Source organism: Vibrio sp. UCD-FRSSP16_30, from assembly GCF_001676025.1.
GTDB lineage: Bacteria > Pseudomonadota > Gammaproteobacteria > Enterobacterales > Vibrionaceae > Vibrio.
The window spans coordinates 71,134-87,999 of sequence record NZ_LZFW01000002.1 but is presented as its reverse complement, the minus strand read 5'-3'; the positions used below and the strand labels follow the sequence as shown (position 1 = coordinate 87,999).

Sequence of the window (16,866 nt, the reverse complement as noted above, 5' to 3'; positions counted from 1 at the left end):
TAGAATTAAGGCGTCTTTAAGGCGCCTTTTTAAGTTAATTAATGAAAGAAAACTACTCAATATTTAGAACCAGCAGTGCGCTATTAGCCGTACTGCTGGTTTTGCCAATTTTAGCCATTTTTTACACCAGTATCGATGGTGATAACGACCTGTTCGTGCATCTTATTGGCACTGTGCTACCTACCTATATCTCTAACACCTTTTGGCTAGTGTTTGGGGTGATGCTGCTGTCTTTATTGATTGGTATCCCTAGTGCTTGGCTTATGGCGATGTGTCGTCTTCCTTCTGAAAAAATTCTGCAATGGGCAATGGTGCTGCCGCTGGCGATGCCCGGCTATATTGTGGGCTATGTCTTTACCGATTGGTTTGATTTTGCCGGACCATTACAAATATTTTTACGTGACTTAACGGGCTGGGGACCGGGGGAGTACTGGTTTCCAGATATGCGCACTTTAGGCGGCGCTATTTGGGTATTGTCATTAGTCCTTTATCCGTATGTATATTTGCTATGTCGCGCAGCATTTATGGAGCAAAGCGTCAGTATTTTACAATCAGCTCGCTTATTAAAGTGCTCGCCTTGGCAAAGCTTTTGGCGAATTTCTCTGCCTATTATTCGCCCGTCCATTGCGGTGAGCTTATCTTTAGTGGCAATGGAAGCAATTGGCGATTTCGGTACTGTCAGCTATTTTGCGGTAAATACTTTAACCACCGCAGTGTTTGATACTTGGCTTGGTTATTCTAATTTAGGCGCAGCAGCTAAGATTTCAGCGATGATGTTATTGGTGATTATTTTACTCATCAGTGCTGAGCGTTATAGCCGCCGTAAACAAAAACTCTTTCAAAATCAATTTAATAGTCATGAAAGCTTTCGCTATGAACTACAAGGTTGGAAAAAGTGGGCTGCGGTAATTTGGTGTTGGTCAATTGTTGGCGTAGCGTTTATTTTCCCATTACTGCAACTGTGTTATTACGCTTATAGCTATTTTGAGCAAAGCTGGACCAGTGAGTTTTATCAATACGCAATCAATAGCTTGCAAGTCTCTGTATTAGCAGCCTTAATTGCATTGTTTATTGCCATTATTCTTAATTTTAATCAGCGTTTATCCGCCACTACGGGGAGTAGCATACTGGTTCGTATCGCATCTCTGGGCTACGCCGTACCGGGAACCGTGTTAGCGATAGGGGTAATGGTTCCGGTATTAACCGCGGATCACTTTATCAATGATATTGCTAAAATGATGGATTGGGGCAGGCCGGGGCTTATTTTCTCAGGCTCTATGTTTGCCATTGTTTTTGCATTTGTGGTGCGTTTTTCTGCGGTGGCAATTGGCACAGTAGAAAGTAGTATGAATAAGGTTTCTCCTTCGTTGGATATGGCGGCGCGAACCATGGGTTGTAATAGCACGCAAATGCTACGACGTGTGCATATCCCACTAATGAAGCGCGGTGCATTAATTGCCTTTTTATTAGTGTTTATCGAATCGATGAAAGAGTTAAATGCCGCATTACTGCTGAGGCCATTTAACTTTGAAACCCTTGCCACCTATGTATATAACTTTGCCTCCGATGAGCAGCTAGAAATTGCCGCGATGCCCGCGGTATTACTGGTGTTTGTTGGGCTTATCCCGTTAATTATCGTTAATCGTTCTTTGGAGCAAACTCACTAATGAGCCGCACTTTAGCCATTAAAGACCTTACTTGTAAGTACGAAGAGCAGACTGTTCTTGAGTCTTTGTCATTAACAGTAAAACAAGGAGAAATAGTGTGTCTTCTTGGTGCGAGTGGTTGTGGTAAAACCACCTTACTTAAAGCGATTTCAGGTCTATTGCCTTTAACTAAAGGCTATGTAGAGCTTAATGGTAACGTGATAGATGATGGCGAAAACTGGACACCGCCAGAGCAGCGCAATATCGGCATGATCTTTCAAGACTATGCGTTATTTCCACATCTCACTGTTGCGCAGAATATCTGTTTTGGCATTCAAGATTTATCGAGTGAGGTACAAAAACAGCGTGTTGACGAAATGCTGGAAATGGTTCATCTACAAAAATTAGGTGATCGTTATCCTCACCAATTATCAGGTGGTCAGCAGCAACGTGTTGCGATAGCAAGATCGCTGGCTTATAAGCCAGATCTATTATTATTAGATGAACCTTTTTCTAATATTGATACGCAAGTTCGTCATAAGTTAATTGCCCAGATAAGAAGTATTTTTAAGCAAGCGGGAGTGACCGCAATTTTTGTGACTCATAGCCGTGAAGAAGCGTTTGCTTTTGCCGATAAAATGGCGGTGATGAACAAAGGTGTAATAGAGCAATTTGGCACAGCCAGTGAGCTTTACCATAACCCTTCCAGTCGATTTGTCGCTGACTTTTTAGGTGGCGGCAGTTATCTTCCAGGGCAAAAGATGGAGTCGGATCTTTATCGAACGGCGCTGGGTATGGTGAGTGCGGTATCTAAACAAACAGAGATAAGCTCAGCTGCGTCTATTTTATTTAGGCCACAACATTTACAGTTGAGTGCTAATCCTGACGGGGCAACCCGGGTGTTAGAACAGCAGTTTATGGGAGATCACTTTCGCTATGTTATTGATGTGGAAGGGCACAAGTTGCTGTCTAGTTCTCTGGAGCAATTAGAGGTAGGTAGCCGAGTTGATGTCATCTTGATACCAACTCAGCTGTTAGCGTTTTAGGCTTATTGTGTTATATCAGTGCCAAGGGTTGCGGTAGTGAATACCGCGACTATCCAATCGTTTTAAGTCGACTTTTAAGCGAGATAAAAAGTCAGTCCACTGCTTATTATCAGCTTGTGTCCAACAAACTTCGGCAATGGCTTGCAGTCGTGGGTGCACCATATATTGCAGCTTCTGTTCATTATCAATTAACTCACACCACAGTCCCGCTTGAATCCCCCACACCTTTTTATGAATAGGATCGCTAGCTTCAATTTCTTGTAAAGGTTGATAGTGATAAGCGTGTTTTAACGGCGTAATGTTCGCCCAATAAAACCCTGATTCCGTATGATCAAACTCTTGCGCCATATCTAAATAGGTATATTGACCCGGCTGTAATACCACATCAAAACCTTTACGCGCACAGTCAATGGCCGCTTGTTCACTTTGCCATGAGTAAATCACTGTTTGTTGGCTTACCTTGCCACCATGTTGCGCCTCTTCCCAGCCAAGCATACGCTTACCTAGACTACTTAGTTTATTCTCAACATAACGAAGTAGGTGACCTTGTAGATCTTTTTCGTCGCGATAACCTTGCTCTTTCATCAAAGCTTGGCAGCGTGGGCTTTGTGTCCAAACACCTTCTGGTACTTCATCGGCGCCAATATGAACATAAGGAGCAGGGAATAATTCCGCTACTTCTTCAATGACCTTATCTAAAAATTGATAAGTGCCTTCAAGTGCCGGAGATAATACGTTGTCATTGTAGTGCTGAACACTGCGATAAACAGAGCGGTCATCACTGTCTAAAAGAAGGTGTGGCAGTGATTTTATTGCTGCGCGGCAGTGACCAGGAATATCAATTTCAGGAATAACGGTAATACCACGACGCTGAGCGTATATCACTACTTCTTTAATTTGCTTTTGTGTATAAAATCCGCCGTATTTAGATTGAATATGTCTAAATTGAGAGGTTAAAGGGAGATCTTTTGCTCGCCATGCACCAATGTCGGTGAGCTCAGGAAAGGCATTAATCTCGATTCGCCATCCTTCATCATCGGTAAGGTGCCAGTGGAAATGGTTATATTTGTACCTTGCTAGCTGATCGATGATTAACTTCACTTGCTCTATTTCGTGAAAATGCCTAGAGCAATCAAGCATCATGCCTCGATAGCCATAAGCTGGGCTATCATTGATCTGCACGCAGGGCACGCTATTATCATCATTAATGAGTTGCAGTAGTGAAGCGACGCCATAGCTAAACCCTTGTTCGCTATTAGCGTAAATACAGATCTTATTGTCTGAAACATCTAATTGATAAGCTTGATCTTCAAGCTTGCTGGCATATTTAAAACTGATTCGAGTCTGGCTTTGACCAAGACTAAAATATAACTCTTCTTTTGCTTCATACAGCCATAGAGCGGCTTCATTTGCCAACTCGGTTTCTATATAAAGACTTTCCCCTCGAGTAAACTCAAAGCTGCCAACTTTGAGTTCAAGCTGATTTGGTTTAGGAATAATTGCGATAGTTGCCGGCGTGACTAATTCGATTGCTGGTGGATCTGCTTGTGGATTCATCAATAGCAAAGGCATCACTTCAACGCTGTAATCACCTTGCGCACTTACTACAAATGCCTCTAGTATGCCATCGCATTGCAGTTGCAGTGGTGGGGTTGGCATTTCAAACTCAGTGGTCAACATGCCACATTGTTTAAGGTCTGGAAGATCGCTGAGAGTACAAAAACTGCCTACTTGAGAAAGAGATCCTACAGTGCAGCTTTGGCTATCTAAAAAACGTGTAATAGAGAAGTGCAGTTTCCAATCGTTGAGATCCACAGCCGACAGGTTGATGATAGATAAAGAAAAACGAGTGCGCTGATCGGTTTCGTTAACCACTTTTAGGTTAAGACGAAATAGGCTCATTATGAGTCTCCTAGTAATTCATTTGCTTTATTTGATAGGTGAGTTGTTAAGCTGAATAATTAACAACCGTATAAAGTCATTATTATGTTTGGATAAAAGTAGCCTCCTATGCAGGAGGCTAAAAAGAAAGGTTACACTTAACCTTCGTGCAAATAACAACGCACAAAATGGTTTTCTGATAATTGAGTAACCTCAGGGAGCTTCTCTTTACACTTGTCTGTAACGTGCAGGCATCGACCGGCAAATGGGCATCCAAAAGACTCAGGTGTCCACAAAGGTATTTCGCCTTTATTTCCCTTTAGTTTCTCATGAATAGATTTTGCCGGATCGGGCACTGCAGAAACCAATAACTGCGTATAAGGATGTTGAGGATTAGCGATGATCTCATCAGTATCCCCCCATTCCACCATGTGTCCGACATACATCACCGCAATGTCTTCGGCAATATAGCGAGCGGTCGCAATATCGTGAGTGATGTACAAAAGAGACATTTGTTTTTCAAACTTCATCTCTTCCATTAGGTTCAATACACCAGCACGAATGGACACATCCAGCATTGACGTTGGCTCATCGGCAAGGACTACCTCTGCACCCACTGCGATATTTCTCGCCAAATTCACACGCTGACGTTGTCCACCTGATAGTTGGTGGGGGAACTTTTCAGCAGTTTCTTTGGGTGGAATCAGTCCAACTTGATCGAGCAAATCATATACTCGCTCTTGCAATTCTTTCTTATTGCCACGAGTTACTTTCTTATGAATAAGCAGTGGTCGCGCAATATGATGAAAGATATTGTGGGTTGGGTTTAAAGATCCAAATGGGTCCTGCCAAACCATTTGCACACCTTCGCGGTAGTGCATTAGATCTTTTTTCTTGCTGATAGTTTGAATATCACGTCCGCGATATTCAATTTTTCCATTAGTAGGTGCGTACATTTTAGCTATCATTTTAGCGGTGGTGGACTTGCCTGATCCAGACTCACCGACGACAGCTAACCCGCGACTTTTGTACATTTTAAATGACACGTCGTTAATGGCGCGCATCATTGGGTTTTTTAGTGCATTACTACTGACAGGGAAGTCTTTAATTAAGTTCTTGCCTTCAATGAGTAATTCGCCTGTTGGTTTGCTCATATTACTTCTCCGAATACGTCCTGTTGGCCTTAACTGACTTTTTGCTGTGCAATAGGTTCACCAAAAAGATGACAGTTTGATAAACGCTGATTCTCAATTTCTCGTAGCTGAGTAGGTACTTTTTTACATATATCAGTTACTTGAGAGCAGCGCGCCTGAAAACGACATCCTTGTGGGATCTCTAGCAGGTTTAACGGACTTCCGGGAATACCCGTTAGCTTTGTTTTTGGCCCAGTAAGAGGCGGGAAAGAACTGCCTAGCCCTTGTGTGTAAGGGTGATACGGATTTTCCAATATCTGTTTTGCTGGTGCCACTTCGATGAGTTCGCCGGAATACATGATTCCGATGCGGTCTGAGAACTCAACCATTAGAGATATATCATGGGTAATGAATAATATAGAGAAACCAAACTCTTCTTTTAACGCATAAATCTTTTGTAAAATTTCGCGCTGAACCACAACATCAAGTGCTGTTGTTGGCTCGTCCATGATGATCATTTTTGGGTTAAGAGCTAGCGCAATTGCGATGACTAATCGTTGACGCATACCACCAGAAAATTGGTGTGGATAGTCACTTAAACGGCTTGGATGTATATCAACAATCTCCAATAAGCCTTCAGCTCTTGTGATTGCTTGCTTACGAGTCATGTTGGTGTGATGCATTAATACATCACAAAACTGTTCTTCCATTGGCAGTACAGGATTTAGTGCATTCATGGCACTTTGGAACACCATTGACATCTGGCTCCAACGAAATGCCTGCATTTGTTGATCGCTGTACTGCAAGATATCTTCACCATTAAAGATCACTTCGCCACCGGTAATAAATGCGGGCGGCTTGTGCAAACGCATCAATGAAAAGGCGACGGTTGATTTACCACAACCTGATTCACCGGCTAGGCCAAATACTTCACCTGGGGCAATGTCAAAGCTGACGTTATTACAGGCTCTAACATCGCCAGAATCGGTAATGTAATCCACACAAAGGTTACGCACAGAAATTAATGGATTGCTCATGATTGCTCTCCTTGTGTTGATAGTTGATTAGGTGCGTTATCTGCTACAGGTTTACGCTCTTTCTTATCTTCTTGTGCCAGTTTTTTCCAGCGGCGCATACCTTTGTGAGAGCGAAGTTGCGGGTTAGCAATTTCATCAACGGCAAAGTTAAGCAGTGCCAGTCCTGTGACCAGTAGAGTTAGTGCCATACATGGTGCTAATAATTCCCACCAAGCGCCAATCAGCATAGAAGATGACGTTTGTACGTTGTACAACATGATGCCCCAACTGATGGTGTTAGGATCGCCCATTCCTAAGAAGGAGATAGTCGCTTCCATCATGATGGCGTACATCACTGAACCGATGAAACTTGCGCCAACAATGGAGATAAGGTTTGGCAGAATTTCCACAAAGATGATTCTCGCTGGAGATTCACCCAGTACTTCGGCGGCTTTAACAAATTCTTTTTCTCGTATGGCTAGAGTTTGCGCACGCACAACACGCGCTCCCCAAGCCCAGGAGGTGAGACCAATAATCAGTGCTATGGTGAATGGACCTGCCTCGCCAATAAATGCCGCCACAACAAACAGTAATGGATACTGAGGTATGACCAACATGATGTTCATGGCAGCGGTTAAAAACTCATCCACCTTGCCGCCAAAGTAACCGGCGGAAACACCAATAATAGTGGCAAGAAAACACACGGTTAAACCTGCGCCAAAACCAACAGCAAGGGATACGCGAGCTCCGTATGCAACTTGAGCCCACACATCACGACCCATACGGCTAGTACCTAGAACATGCTCGCCATCTTTCGACATTCTCAGCGTTCGGTTATCTGTTGCCAGATTTGTCGCCACCCAACCATCAGGATTTGACTGAGCCGCTTTTACTAAAGCTGCAGGGTATTCATGAGGATTACCAGTGCGTTTATCTGGCGCATGCTGAGTGATCAGTGGCGCGGCCAGTGCAATAAAGAGAAAGGTACTTAAAATTGCTACACCAATCATCGCAATCGTATTACCACGAATAAGCTTGAATATGTCTTTCATTTTATTTGCCTCCCTTACGTAGACGAGGGTCTAGTAGGACATACAACATGTCAGCAAGTAGGTTAAAGAACAGCATGAATAAGGTCATGATAAGCAGCTGACCTTGTAGAACTTGGTAGTCCCTAGCGGTAATCGCATTAAATAGAACCGTACCTAAGCCAGGGTAGTTAAAAATGATTTCAATGATCAACTGACCACCGATTGCCATACCCAGTGACATAGAAAGAGCAGTGACACTTGGCAGCAGTGCATTACGAGCAGCATAGTTAAATACTACGCGGTTTTCGCTAAGACCCTTGCCTTTGGCCATGGTGATGTAGTCTTCGGCCAATAGATTAATCATGTTGTTACGCATGTTGACCAAGAAGCCACCAATTTGTACTAATGAGGCACAAAATAGAGGTAAAACAGCGTGGTAGGCAACATTTTTAATAAATTCCCAGCTCGTCCAGTCCGGGGTAATACCGGCTGTATATGCGTATCCTGTTGGGAACCATTTAAGTCCGATAGCAAAGATAAACATGGCTAACATAGCGATAACCACTTGCGGTACAGCCTGAATGATGAGCATTCCTGGCGTAACGAAAGTGTCGTATTTGCTGCCTCGTTTCCAAGCAGCAAAAATGCCAAGCAGTGAGCCAATGGAAAACGATAAAATAACCGCAGTACCGGCTAGAAATAAAGACCAGCCAAATGCTCCGCTAAGTAGTTCGTTAACACTTAGAGGGTAAAATTTAATAGAAGTACCCAGCTCCCAGCTAAGAATACTTTTTAGATAAGTGATGTATTGAAGCCAGAGAGGGCCATCGACAAAACCAAGAAGCTGTCTCATCGCCTCGATACGTTCTGGTGTTACTTGGGCTGTTGCGTGAGCAAACATCATGGTAACTGGGTCACCTGGCATTGCTCGGGGAATAATAAAATTGATAGTAGCGGCTACTAATAGCGCTATAAAGTAGAACGACAGACGTCTTAGAAAATATCCCATACCTACACCTTAATTATCCGATTTATTGTCCGTATATCGAATAAAATCCACTCTTTGAGCGAAAAAATCCCTGACGTATGAACGCCATCATTATTGTGAATTTTAGAGGGGTGATAATGGCGCACTGCTGTGCGCCATTAAGAAGTCGAATTACTCGACAGGTTTTAAATCAAGTACGTGAAGTAAGCGCTCTGGAATACCAGCCCAAATATTTGGACGGCCTTTAGAGTTCTCTTCTGTCCACCAACCCGTGAAACGAGTGGTGTTGTATTGATAGTTGCTTGCACCAGATAGCACAGGAATAGTCACTTGATCTTCAGCGATGATCTTCTGAATACCGTGAGCAATTTCCATTTGTTTTGCTTTGTCAGCTGTTTTGTAGAAGCTGTTTAGCAAGTTATCTAGCTCTGCATTTTTGTAGAAGTGCATTGCAAAGCGAGGCATACCGCTACCGTCTTGCAGTGCTGAGTTATAAGCACTGTTCCAGTATAGGTGTGGATCCGCACCGTGGAAGTAGTTGGTATAAGCAACGTCATAGGTTGCATCAAGCATAGCTTGGTTGTATACCGCAAACTCAGGTGTACGAGCGCGAGACTTGATGCCTACTTCGTTCAATTGCTCAACTGATAGTTGAACGGTGTTGTTAAAGTCCGTCCAGCCATTTGGCGATTGAATGAGTAATTCAAAAGACTTACCAGATGGAGTTTCAACAAATCCATCACCGTTAGTGTCTTTAAATCCAGCTTCTTTTAGTAACTTCTTCGCGCCTTCAGGATTGTATGTATTGAATTTTTTGTACTCAGTATGAACTTTTTCGTCAGACCAAGCTTCAAATGCATAGCCAAGACCCGATGCGAAGTCATTCACTGTACCTGCGCCGTAAAACGCGATATCAATGATAGTTTGACGGTCGATTGCCATACCCATAGCACGACGGAAGTTCACATCAGTTAAAGCTTCATTTTTAGCTGGATCTGGGTTTTTAAAGTTCACAACTAGAGACTGAGTGCCTGCTGGCGGATACCAGTAACCGTGGTTCGGGTTGGCCGCTTTATAAGTGCGATCAATGTCAGGAATAAATGCCGACGTCCAATCTAGCTCAGAGTTAACGATTTTGCTTAGCAGTTGGTCATTGTTTGCAATTTGCGGAACACGCAGACAATCAACGTCTAGGTTATCGGCATCCCAGTAGTTAGGGTTTGCACACTGAATGTAAAGTTGAGGAGTAAAGGTATCAATTTCAGTGAATGGACCAGTACCGACAGGGTTTTCATTAGTGAAAGAAGTAGGCTCTTTCACTTTTGACCAGATGTGCTCTGGCACAACAGGCACTTTTGAAATTTCGTATGGTACGTTTGAGTTGCCTTCAGTAAGAGTGAAACGAACTTGATGATCGTTCACTTTCTCTACTTTGCTGACCCATTTGTTAATGCCTGTTTGGTCTAGTGCAGTATTAGATTCAAGTAGAGCGAAAGAGTAAACAACGTCATCTGCTGAGAATGCTTCACCATCAGACCACTTAACACCTTTGCGTATATCAAAAGTGACACTTTTTAGATCATCAGCCATCTTAAAGCCTTCAGCCAAACGCATCACTGGCTCATTGCCGTGCATTTCGTTGAAGATAACAAGTGGCTCGTAGATGAAGTCTGTCGTCGTACGAAGGTTTGTCGCAAGGTAAGGGTTAAAGTTGCGAACCATCGTTGGGTAGAAATCAGGTACGATAGTCAGTTCCGATCTTGCTATTGCAGGAGCAGATATTGCGGTAGCCGCAGTTGCGACGATTACTGTAGCAAGAGCTGTTTTTTTTATATTAGCAAGCATGGTATGTCCTTTGTCTCTGTTTGCTTTTATTAGTCAGTAACCAAATTTTGATTACTAAAGTTTACTGCTTATACAGTGTCACCCAACGGTTCTAATCTTTTATTGTGGGGTATAGATATGACCTAAGAACCCTTGAGTAGTTGTAGAATCAGTCTTCTAATGTATATCGTCAATTTACATTCCCGTTAAAAACGTCAAATCCAAGTGGGACGACGTTAAAAACGTTAAATCATTTAGATTTTTTGAATGATAAAAACGCGTTCAATGACCTGTTTTATTTGTGGGTACTGTCTGCATGTTAGTGCTTACTATTCTTTGATGGCTTTTAATTTAAAGCAATTTGCTGGTTTGTAGATAAGTGTGACTTGATGTGATAGGCAGTTGCTAACTTTATTTTCAGGTTAAAAATACAGCGCTGTGTTTGTTGTGATTTTGCTCGCATATTTACATATACACTGGTTAATAGGCTCAGTTTTAGCGGGATAAGATGACGAATTGACTATAAGTGCGCTCTTTTTTAACATTGTAAAATAAGAGCGTACCTACAGTTAACGCTGCAAGATGCATATTTGGTGATGAAGAGATTCTCTTAAGAAACTCTCTTTAAGAGACCATCCTTAAGAAACTATTTTTAAGAGACAATGGTTTGCAGTTGCTCTCTTAGCTCTAATAATTGCGCTCTCTGCGCATTATCATTATTACTATGAGTAAGGATGTAATCTAAAGAATTAAGCACGGTGCGCCAGCGAGGTGTCTTTGGTAGTGTTTCAACTCTTAGATACTTATCTAGGGTTCGAGTTTGCAGGGTGCTTCGATCTAAATAGACGCGCCATAAGCCGCTTTGTTCGGCAAAACCAAACTTAGTATTGCCCTGATGACTCTCCCAATACTCAAGAGCTTCTGACATACAATCAACCAATAGCTGACGCATATTTTGTTGTTTGTTTTCTTTGTCACTGTCGATCATCTCGACAAGACCGGCAAACTCTTCACCTAAGCCTTTCAGTTGCTGTAGTTGGGATTTATCTCCGGCAAAGGCATAACTTGCCAGAGCATCCAGCGCCACTTCAAGATTGTTGACGCGCTGAGTGGCGTCATCAAGATCAGGATTAAAGATAATCATGCCTTTAAGCCCCGTTTCTAGTGGCAGAGTAAAAATATCACTGGCGATGACTTGCTTTGTTTCAGCAACAAATAAATCAATATCAATACTACGGTGGGGCTGATCGAACTGTAGGTATTTGGGCGCGATAAACTCTTCTATCTGCGAACGTTTCATTTGCTCATTAGAGCGTTTAAATAGCTCCATAGCGCTTTTGTTAGCAAAGGTAATCTTATGGGCTTCATTAATGCAGATGATGGCCTCTGGAGTGCTTTCTAGCTGTTCAAGCAACTTAGATTGAGTATCTAGTAGCAAAGATTCCACTTTTTCTCGTTGGCTCAACTGCGTATTAAGGTAGTCATTCTCCAGTTTACGTTGTTCCGATAGGCTGGCATTGAGATGTACTTGAATACGCGCAGATAGCTCTTGTTTATTAAATGGCTTAACTAAGTAGTCATTTGCACCGCACTCAAAGCCTTTGATTTTGTCTTCACTTTGACTAAGGGCCGTCAGCATGATGATAGGCAGTTCGTTATGAGTATATAACTCACGTAAGTGCTTACACACCTCAAAGCCACTGAGTTCTGGCATCATGATATCTAATAATAAAATGTCGGGTTTGTCCTGAGCAATAAGATCAATAACCTGACGACCATTATTGGCGCTGATAACGCGATACCCAGCAACACGTAAAAAGCTTTCTAGAATGTTAAGGTTTACCGGTTCATCATCGGCAATCATGACCAGTTTGCCATCAGGATTATGTGGCTGAATAGGAGTGTCTTCTGCAAAAGAGAGAGTTTGTCGAGTGTAATGCGTAGTATCTGATTCGCTATTAAATTCTTGTAATTGCTGAGCGCTTGCCAGAGGTAAGCGAAGGGTAAAGGTAGTCCCTAGCATCGGCTGGCTAGTGACACTGAGTTCCCCCTGCATAATTGAGATTAATTGCTTGCTGATGGATAAACCAAGCCCAGTTCCCTGCTGATAATTTGATGAGTTACCTTGAATCAGTGGCTCGAAAATATGCTCAAGATCGTCCTCTGGAATGCCTGAGCCAGTATCAATGATTTGGATCTTCAGTTGCTCACCATCTTGCTCAGCGGTAAGGATGATTTTACCTTCTGGGGTAAATTTCATCGCATTCCCCACTAGGTTGTAGAGAACCTGCTCAAGCCTTTGAGAATCGGCGCTGATCATAGGTAAGCTATCATCAATTTGATTAATAATGCGCACGGGCTTTTTATCAATAAGGTGCTTAGATAACTCGATGACTAAACGTGATGCCGAAGATAGTGACACCGCCACTGCTTGCAGTTTAAGTTGGCCGTATTGCATCTTGTGATAATCCAAAAGATCATCGACTAAATTAGACAGCCTATGGCCACTATTGATAATAATTTCTAGCTGATAACGCTGCGATGAAGGGATGCTACCGTGCGCCTCACCAATGATTGCCTGAGCCACACCTATCATGCCGTGCAGAGGTGTTCGAAGTTCATGTGAGGTAGTAGCAAGAAACTCATCTTTGAGTTTATCGGCTTGCTGCAACTCTTTATTTTGTGTCGCAATGGTATTTAGGTTGTAAGCCAGTTCAGTATTTTGCTGATTGATTAACTCAATTTTCTCTCGAATAGAGCGTTGCATTCGCTCAAAGCTCACCGCCAGTCGACCTATTTCATCTTTACGCCCAGTCCCTTCGACGGTTTCAATTAGATCTCCGGCTGATATTCGCTCTGCAGCCCAAGTCAGCTTTAATAAGGGGCGGGTTATAAAATTGGCTAAGTAGTGCGAGCCAATAACGATAACGATCACCGCGCTGCATATAATGATTAAAAACAAAGAATACAGTTTGTTTACGCGATCAAAAGCAACTTTTTCTGGTGTTTCAACGATCACGGCCCACTTTAAATTGTGCACCTTGATGGGGGCGTATGCCGCAATCATATTTTGATTGGCGGCATTGGTATAGGTTTCTACTTGTTCTATACCTTGCAGAGCTTTAGAGGCAACGGAGAGGCTTTTATCTACTTCTTTATCTAGAGTCTGCACTAGTAATTTATTGGATTGATCAATTAGAGAGATGCTTGGGTGATAGTCACTATCAACATCGATAAGGTTGGTTAGTGCCGACAAAGGCAAGCGAAAGAAAGCGTAACTGTGCAAGTACTCTTGTTGAATGATGGGAGCTGCAAACCAAGCAAACTCTTTATCGTCAGAGCGATCTAACCCTTTTGAAAAACCACTCATTAGCACAATTTCGTTGTATTCATCTAAGGTGTCTTTTTGGGATTTAACGTGCTGTTTCAGTCGTTTAAATAAAAGCCCGAGTTCACTGTCGCGATAAGGACCGGTTTCTAAATTGGTGGAGTAGTATCTGTTTTTTTGTACTGAATAAGCGACATTACCCTCAAGATCCACTAGAGCAATATCATCAAAATCTGAGCGTTCTAAAAGGCTTTTATAAGTGGAATGGTAGCGAGTATGTAATAGGCGATAGCGATTGACACTTTGGTGGGTCAGGGTGCCTTTTTTCGTTTGTGTATTGACTTGATCACCAGAGCCTAAAACGTATTTTTGCTGACCAATATGTCGCGACTGTTCCAGACTTGGCCCTAGCCGCCTAAAAGAATCAATCAACCCGTAAAAACGTCCACCACTGGCGTAGGCAAGCTCAGAATGGACAAAGCCAATCACTTCAGAATCGAGGCTTTTTATATAAGCGGTGACCTTATTTGTCGTACCATCTCTCATTGAGGTGAGATAAGTCGTACTTTGCTCTTCAAGATCTTCAATGTGAGATTGAAGGAAAAAGAATGCGATAAGTAGCATTGGCACAAGGCTAACGAATAAAAAAGCCCCCATTAAGGTGCTTTTAAGGCGCTTAAACTTTGGGTGTGAATGACATTTTGACATAGAGTACGAATTCAAAGCCTGATAAAAAAATCATCAATCTTGAAATGTACTAGTCAAATAGAGCGAGGCAAGCAAAGCCTTAAAAAAGCGTGTTGCCTCACACAGTTTTATTTGTTTGCGCTGTAGATTGTAAACTTATTGGTTTTATCTACAGTGACGCACTGACCAAAGGCTTTTTCAATAATTGGTGGGTATTTCAAGAAGCTATTTGCCACAATGACTAATTCGCCTTTGCGAGAAAGATGTGCCGGTGCTTGTTGAAGTAATGTTTCTGTCGCGCTGTAGCTGGTATCTAAACCAGAATGGAACGGCGGATTACTGATAATAAATTGGTAGTCACTACTTGCTTGTGAATAAACATCAGTCGCAAATACATGCCCTTTAATGCCATTGGCTTGCAGAGTGCGTTTAGTTGATTCAACAGCGAACGCGCTGACATCACACATCTCTAGTTCAATTTCAGGGTAGCGCAGTGCCATGGCCGCACCAATAATGCCTGCGCCACAACCAAAGTCTAAGACCTTACCACGCAGTTTAGGCAAGTTAGCAAGCAGCAGTTTAGTGCCTAAATCAAACTCACCATGGCTAAATACGCCCGGTAGGCTTTGTACTTCTAGAGAGGTACCTTCCAGTTCAACTTGGTAAGACTTGAAGTAGCGATTTAAATCAAACTGAGCTGGAGGGGTTTGGCTGATACCCATATAAAATGAACAGCGTCTAGCTGAGTCATATTTATTGATAGGGCCAAAGTCCTTGAACATTTTCTCGATGCTTTTCACACCAGAGCGATTTTCTCCCACCACGACTACTTCGGTTTCTGGTGCCAGTTTACTGAGCATCATATCCAGTAGGTACTGGGCTTCACTTTTGGCTTTAGGCCAGTAAAGAAGTAGCAGGTCAGCTTCTACATTGTTGTTAAATTCCACCCCAAATTGGCAATCAACGCCACTGCGCTGCATTTGTTGGTAGTAACCGTAGTGAGAGGTAAATACCGTTACCGATTGCGCATGTTGCTGTAGCTGTTTAGGAAACTGATCTTCAGCTTCACCTGCGATGACTACTTTCTTTCCGGCAAAGGAAGCAAGTTGACGTTCGGCTATTTGACTTGGGGCAGTGTAGACACTCATATTTTACTCTTACTAGTTATTATCTTGCTTATCAAGGAAGTCGTTAAACTCCTCTTCATACATGTTAAACAATACCATGGTGATGGCAAAGATAAGCGGGCCGTAGATTAAACCAATTAAGCCAAAGACATGCAAACCGCCAAGCAAAGAAAAGAAGATCATTAGGGTATTCATGCCCGCGCTTCCCTGCATAAGCAGAGGACGCAGAATATTATCAATCGATCCTACAACCGCTACAGACCAGATCAGCAAGAAGATTGCCCAACCCGTATCACCGGTTAACAGTAAATACAAACAAGCTGGAATCCAAATTAGCGCGGTCCCTATCACGGGGATAAATGAGGCAAAGCCCATCATGGTTCCCCAAAATAGCCCCGGGAATCCTACCAACCACATCGCAAAGCCTCCGGCTAAGCCTTGCGCAATCGCAGTCAAAAATGAGCCCATCACCGCAGACTTAGAAACTTGCTCAATCTCATTGAGCAAGCGGTCTTCTTGTGAGCGCGATAGAGGAAGGATATGACGCATTGAACTGATGATTCGGTCGTGATCGCGCAATAAGAAAAATAACACAAACAACATCAAGCCAAAATTCATCAAGAAGGTGGTTGCGCTGCCTACCACTGAGGCGCTAATGCCAACCAGATTAGAGCCAAAGGTGCTTGCCCATTGCGCGACTTTTTGTGCAACTTCCGTTGGATCTAACGAATCAAAAGGAAGATAAGTATTGGCAAAGGCCAGTGCTTTTACCACATAAGGCTGTGAGAATAGAGCTTGTACGCCGCCATCGGTGACCCAATGATAAACACTCTGTGAGAAGGATGAACCTTGCTGAATGATTGCCGTAAACACCAGTAGTAAAGGAATGACAATGATAACCGTGAGAATCAAACATGACAGCAGCGCGGTTAGATTCTTCATGGTGGGCAGTTTCTTTTCAAGATATTCATGAATAGGGAATATCAGTAAAGAGATGATAAATGCCATAACAATGGAATTCACATACGGCCGAATTAATGTGAAGCAGGCATAACCGGCAAGCAACAATGCAATGATTAATAGCCACTGGCTAGAGGTAAGCTGAATTTTTTTAGGCACTTTAGGCGGACCATTAATAGCGTTTGTGATGATAAATCAT

General features: G+C 42.8%; 11 protein-coding genes. 2 read left to right on the top strand and 9 right to left on the bottom strand.

What is annotated here, in order from left to right:
• Window positions 1-41 precede the first annotated feature (41 nt).
• Both A9260_RS01835 and A9260_RS01830 read left to right on the top strand, forming a co-directional pair.
• Window positions 42-1,667 carry an ABC transporter permease gene (locus tag A9260_RS01835; protein ID WP_068695644.1) on the top strand — a complete coding sequence of 542 codons (1,626 nt, stop codon included), beginning with the start codon at window positions 42-44 and terminating at the stop codon, window positions 1,665-1,667.
• Entirely contained in the window at window positions 1,667-2,692 is a 1,026-nt protein-coding gene (locus tag A9260_RS01830) for an ABC transporter ATP-binding protein (RefSeq protein ID WP_068695642.1), read from the top strand. Before A9260_RS01835 ends, A9260_RS01830 begins: the two co-directional genes overlap by 1 nt.
• Window positions 2,693-2,707: 15 nt before the next feature.
• Here the strand turns inward: A9260_RS01830 and A9260_RS01825 are convergent, their stop codons facing one another.
• From A9260_RS01825 to A9260_RS01785, 9 genes are all read right to left on the bottom strand, one after another.
• Window positions 2,708-4,594, bottom strand: a complete 1,887-nt coding sequence (locus tag A9260_RS01825; RefSeq protein ID WP_068695640.1) for a beta-N-acetylhexosaminidase — start codon at window positions 4,592-4,594, stop codon at window positions 2,708-2,710.
• A 137-nt stretch (window positions 4,595-4,731) separates the two neighbouring features.
• A complete protein-coding gene (locus tag A9260_RS01820; protein WP_068695639.1) occupies window positions 4,732-5,727 on the bottom strand; it encodes an ABC transporter ATP-binding protein in 996 nt (331 codons plus the stop codon).
• Between the two features lie 29 nt (window positions 5,728-5,756).
• The gene (locus A9260_RS01815) at window positions 5,757-6,743 is read right to left on the bottom strand and encodes an ABC transporter ATP-binding protein (protein WP_068695637.1); all 987 of its coding nucleotides are present in this window, start codon (window positions 6,741-6,743) and stop codon (window positions 5,757-5,759) included.
• Window positions 6,740-7,774: an ABC transporter permease gene (locus A9260_RS01810; RefSeq protein WP_068695635.1), complete on the bottom strand. Its 1,035-nt coding sequence runs from the start codon at window positions 7,772-7,774 to the stop codon at window positions 6,740-6,742. Before A9260_RS01810 ends, A9260_RS01815 begins: the two co-directional genes overlap by 4 nt.
• Before the next feature lies 1 nt (window position 7,775).
• Complete coding sequence (locus A9260_RS01805) at window positions 7,776-8,762, bottom strand: ABC transporter permease (RefSeq protein WP_068695633.1); 987 nt, start codon at window positions 8,760-8,762, stop codon at window positions 7,776-7,778.
• A 150-nt stretch (window positions 8,763-8,912) separates the two neighbouring features.
• Window positions 8,913-10,586 carry an ABC transporter substrate-binding protein gene (locus A9260_RS01800; protein WP_068695631.1) on the bottom strand — a complete coding sequence of 558 codons (1,674 nt, stop codon included), beginning with the start codon at window positions 10,584-10,586 and terminating at the stop codon, window positions 8,913-8,915.
• 631 nt (window positions 10,587-11,217) lie between these two features.
• Window positions 11,218-14,601 carry a response regulator gene (locus A9260_RS01795; RefSeq protein WP_068695629.1) on the bottom strand — a complete coding sequence of 1,128 codons (3,384 nt, stop codon included), beginning with the start codon at window positions 14,599-14,601 and terminating at the stop codon, window positions 11,218-11,220.
• Between the two features lie 107 nt (window positions 14,602-14,708).
• Window positions 14,709-15,728, bottom strand: a complete 1,020-nt coding sequence (rsmC, locus tag A9260_RS01790) for a 16S rRNA (guanine(1207)-N(2))-methyltransferase RsmC (RefSeq protein WP_068695627.1) — start codon at window positions 15,726-15,728, stop codon at window positions 14,709-14,711.
• A gap of 12 nt (window positions 15,729-15,740) precedes the next feature.
• Window positions 15,741-16,826, bottom strand: coding sequence for an AI-2E family transporter (locus A9260_RS01785; RefSeq protein ID WP_068695625.1), 1,086 nt, complete (start codon window positions 16,824-16,826; stop codon window positions 15,741-15,743).
• Window positions 16,827-16,866: the final 40 nt, after the last annotated feature.

Bases quoted from the DNA above. Each gene is read 5' to 3' on its own strand.
- rsmC (WP_068695627.1), bottom strand. From the start codon at position 15,728: ATGAGTGTCTACACTGCCCCAAGTCAAATAGCCGAACGTCAACTTGCT.
- A9260_RS01815 (WP_068695637.1), bottom strand. From the start codon at position 6,743: ATGAGCAATCCATTAATTTCTGTGCGTAACCTTTGTGTGGATTACATT.
- A9260_RS01825 (WP_068695640.1), bottom strand. From the start codon at position 4,594: ATGAGCCTATTTCGTCTTAACCTAAAAGTGGTTAACGAAACCGATCAG.
- A9260_RS01795 (WP_068695629.1), bottom strand. From the start codon at position 14,601: ATGTCAAAATGTCATTCACACCCAAAGTTTAAGCGCCTTAAAAGCACC.
- A9260_RS01800 (WP_068695631.1), bottom strand. From the start codon at position 10,586: ATGCTTGCTAATATAAAAAAAACAGCTCTTGCTACAGTAATCGTCGCA.
- A9260_RS01835 (WP_068695644.1), top strand. From the start codon at position 42: ATGAAAGAAAACTACTCAATATTTAGAACCAGCAGTGCGCTATTAGCC.
- A9260_RS01810 (WP_068695635.1), bottom strand. From the start codon at position 7,774: ATGAAAGACATATTCAAGCTTATTCGTGGTAATACGATTGCGATGATT.
- A9260_RS01805 (WP_068695633.1), bottom strand. From the start codon at position 8,762: ATGGGATATTTTCTAAGACGTCTGTCGTTCTACTTTATAGCGCTATTA.
- A9260_RS01830 (WP_068695642.1), top strand. From the start codon at position 1,667: ATGAGCCGCACTTTAGCCATTAAAGACCTTACTTGTAAGTACGAAGAG.
- A9260_RS01820 (WP_068695639.1), bottom strand. From the start codon at position 5,727: ATGAGCAAACCAACAGGCGAATTACTCATTGAAGGCAAGAACTTAATT.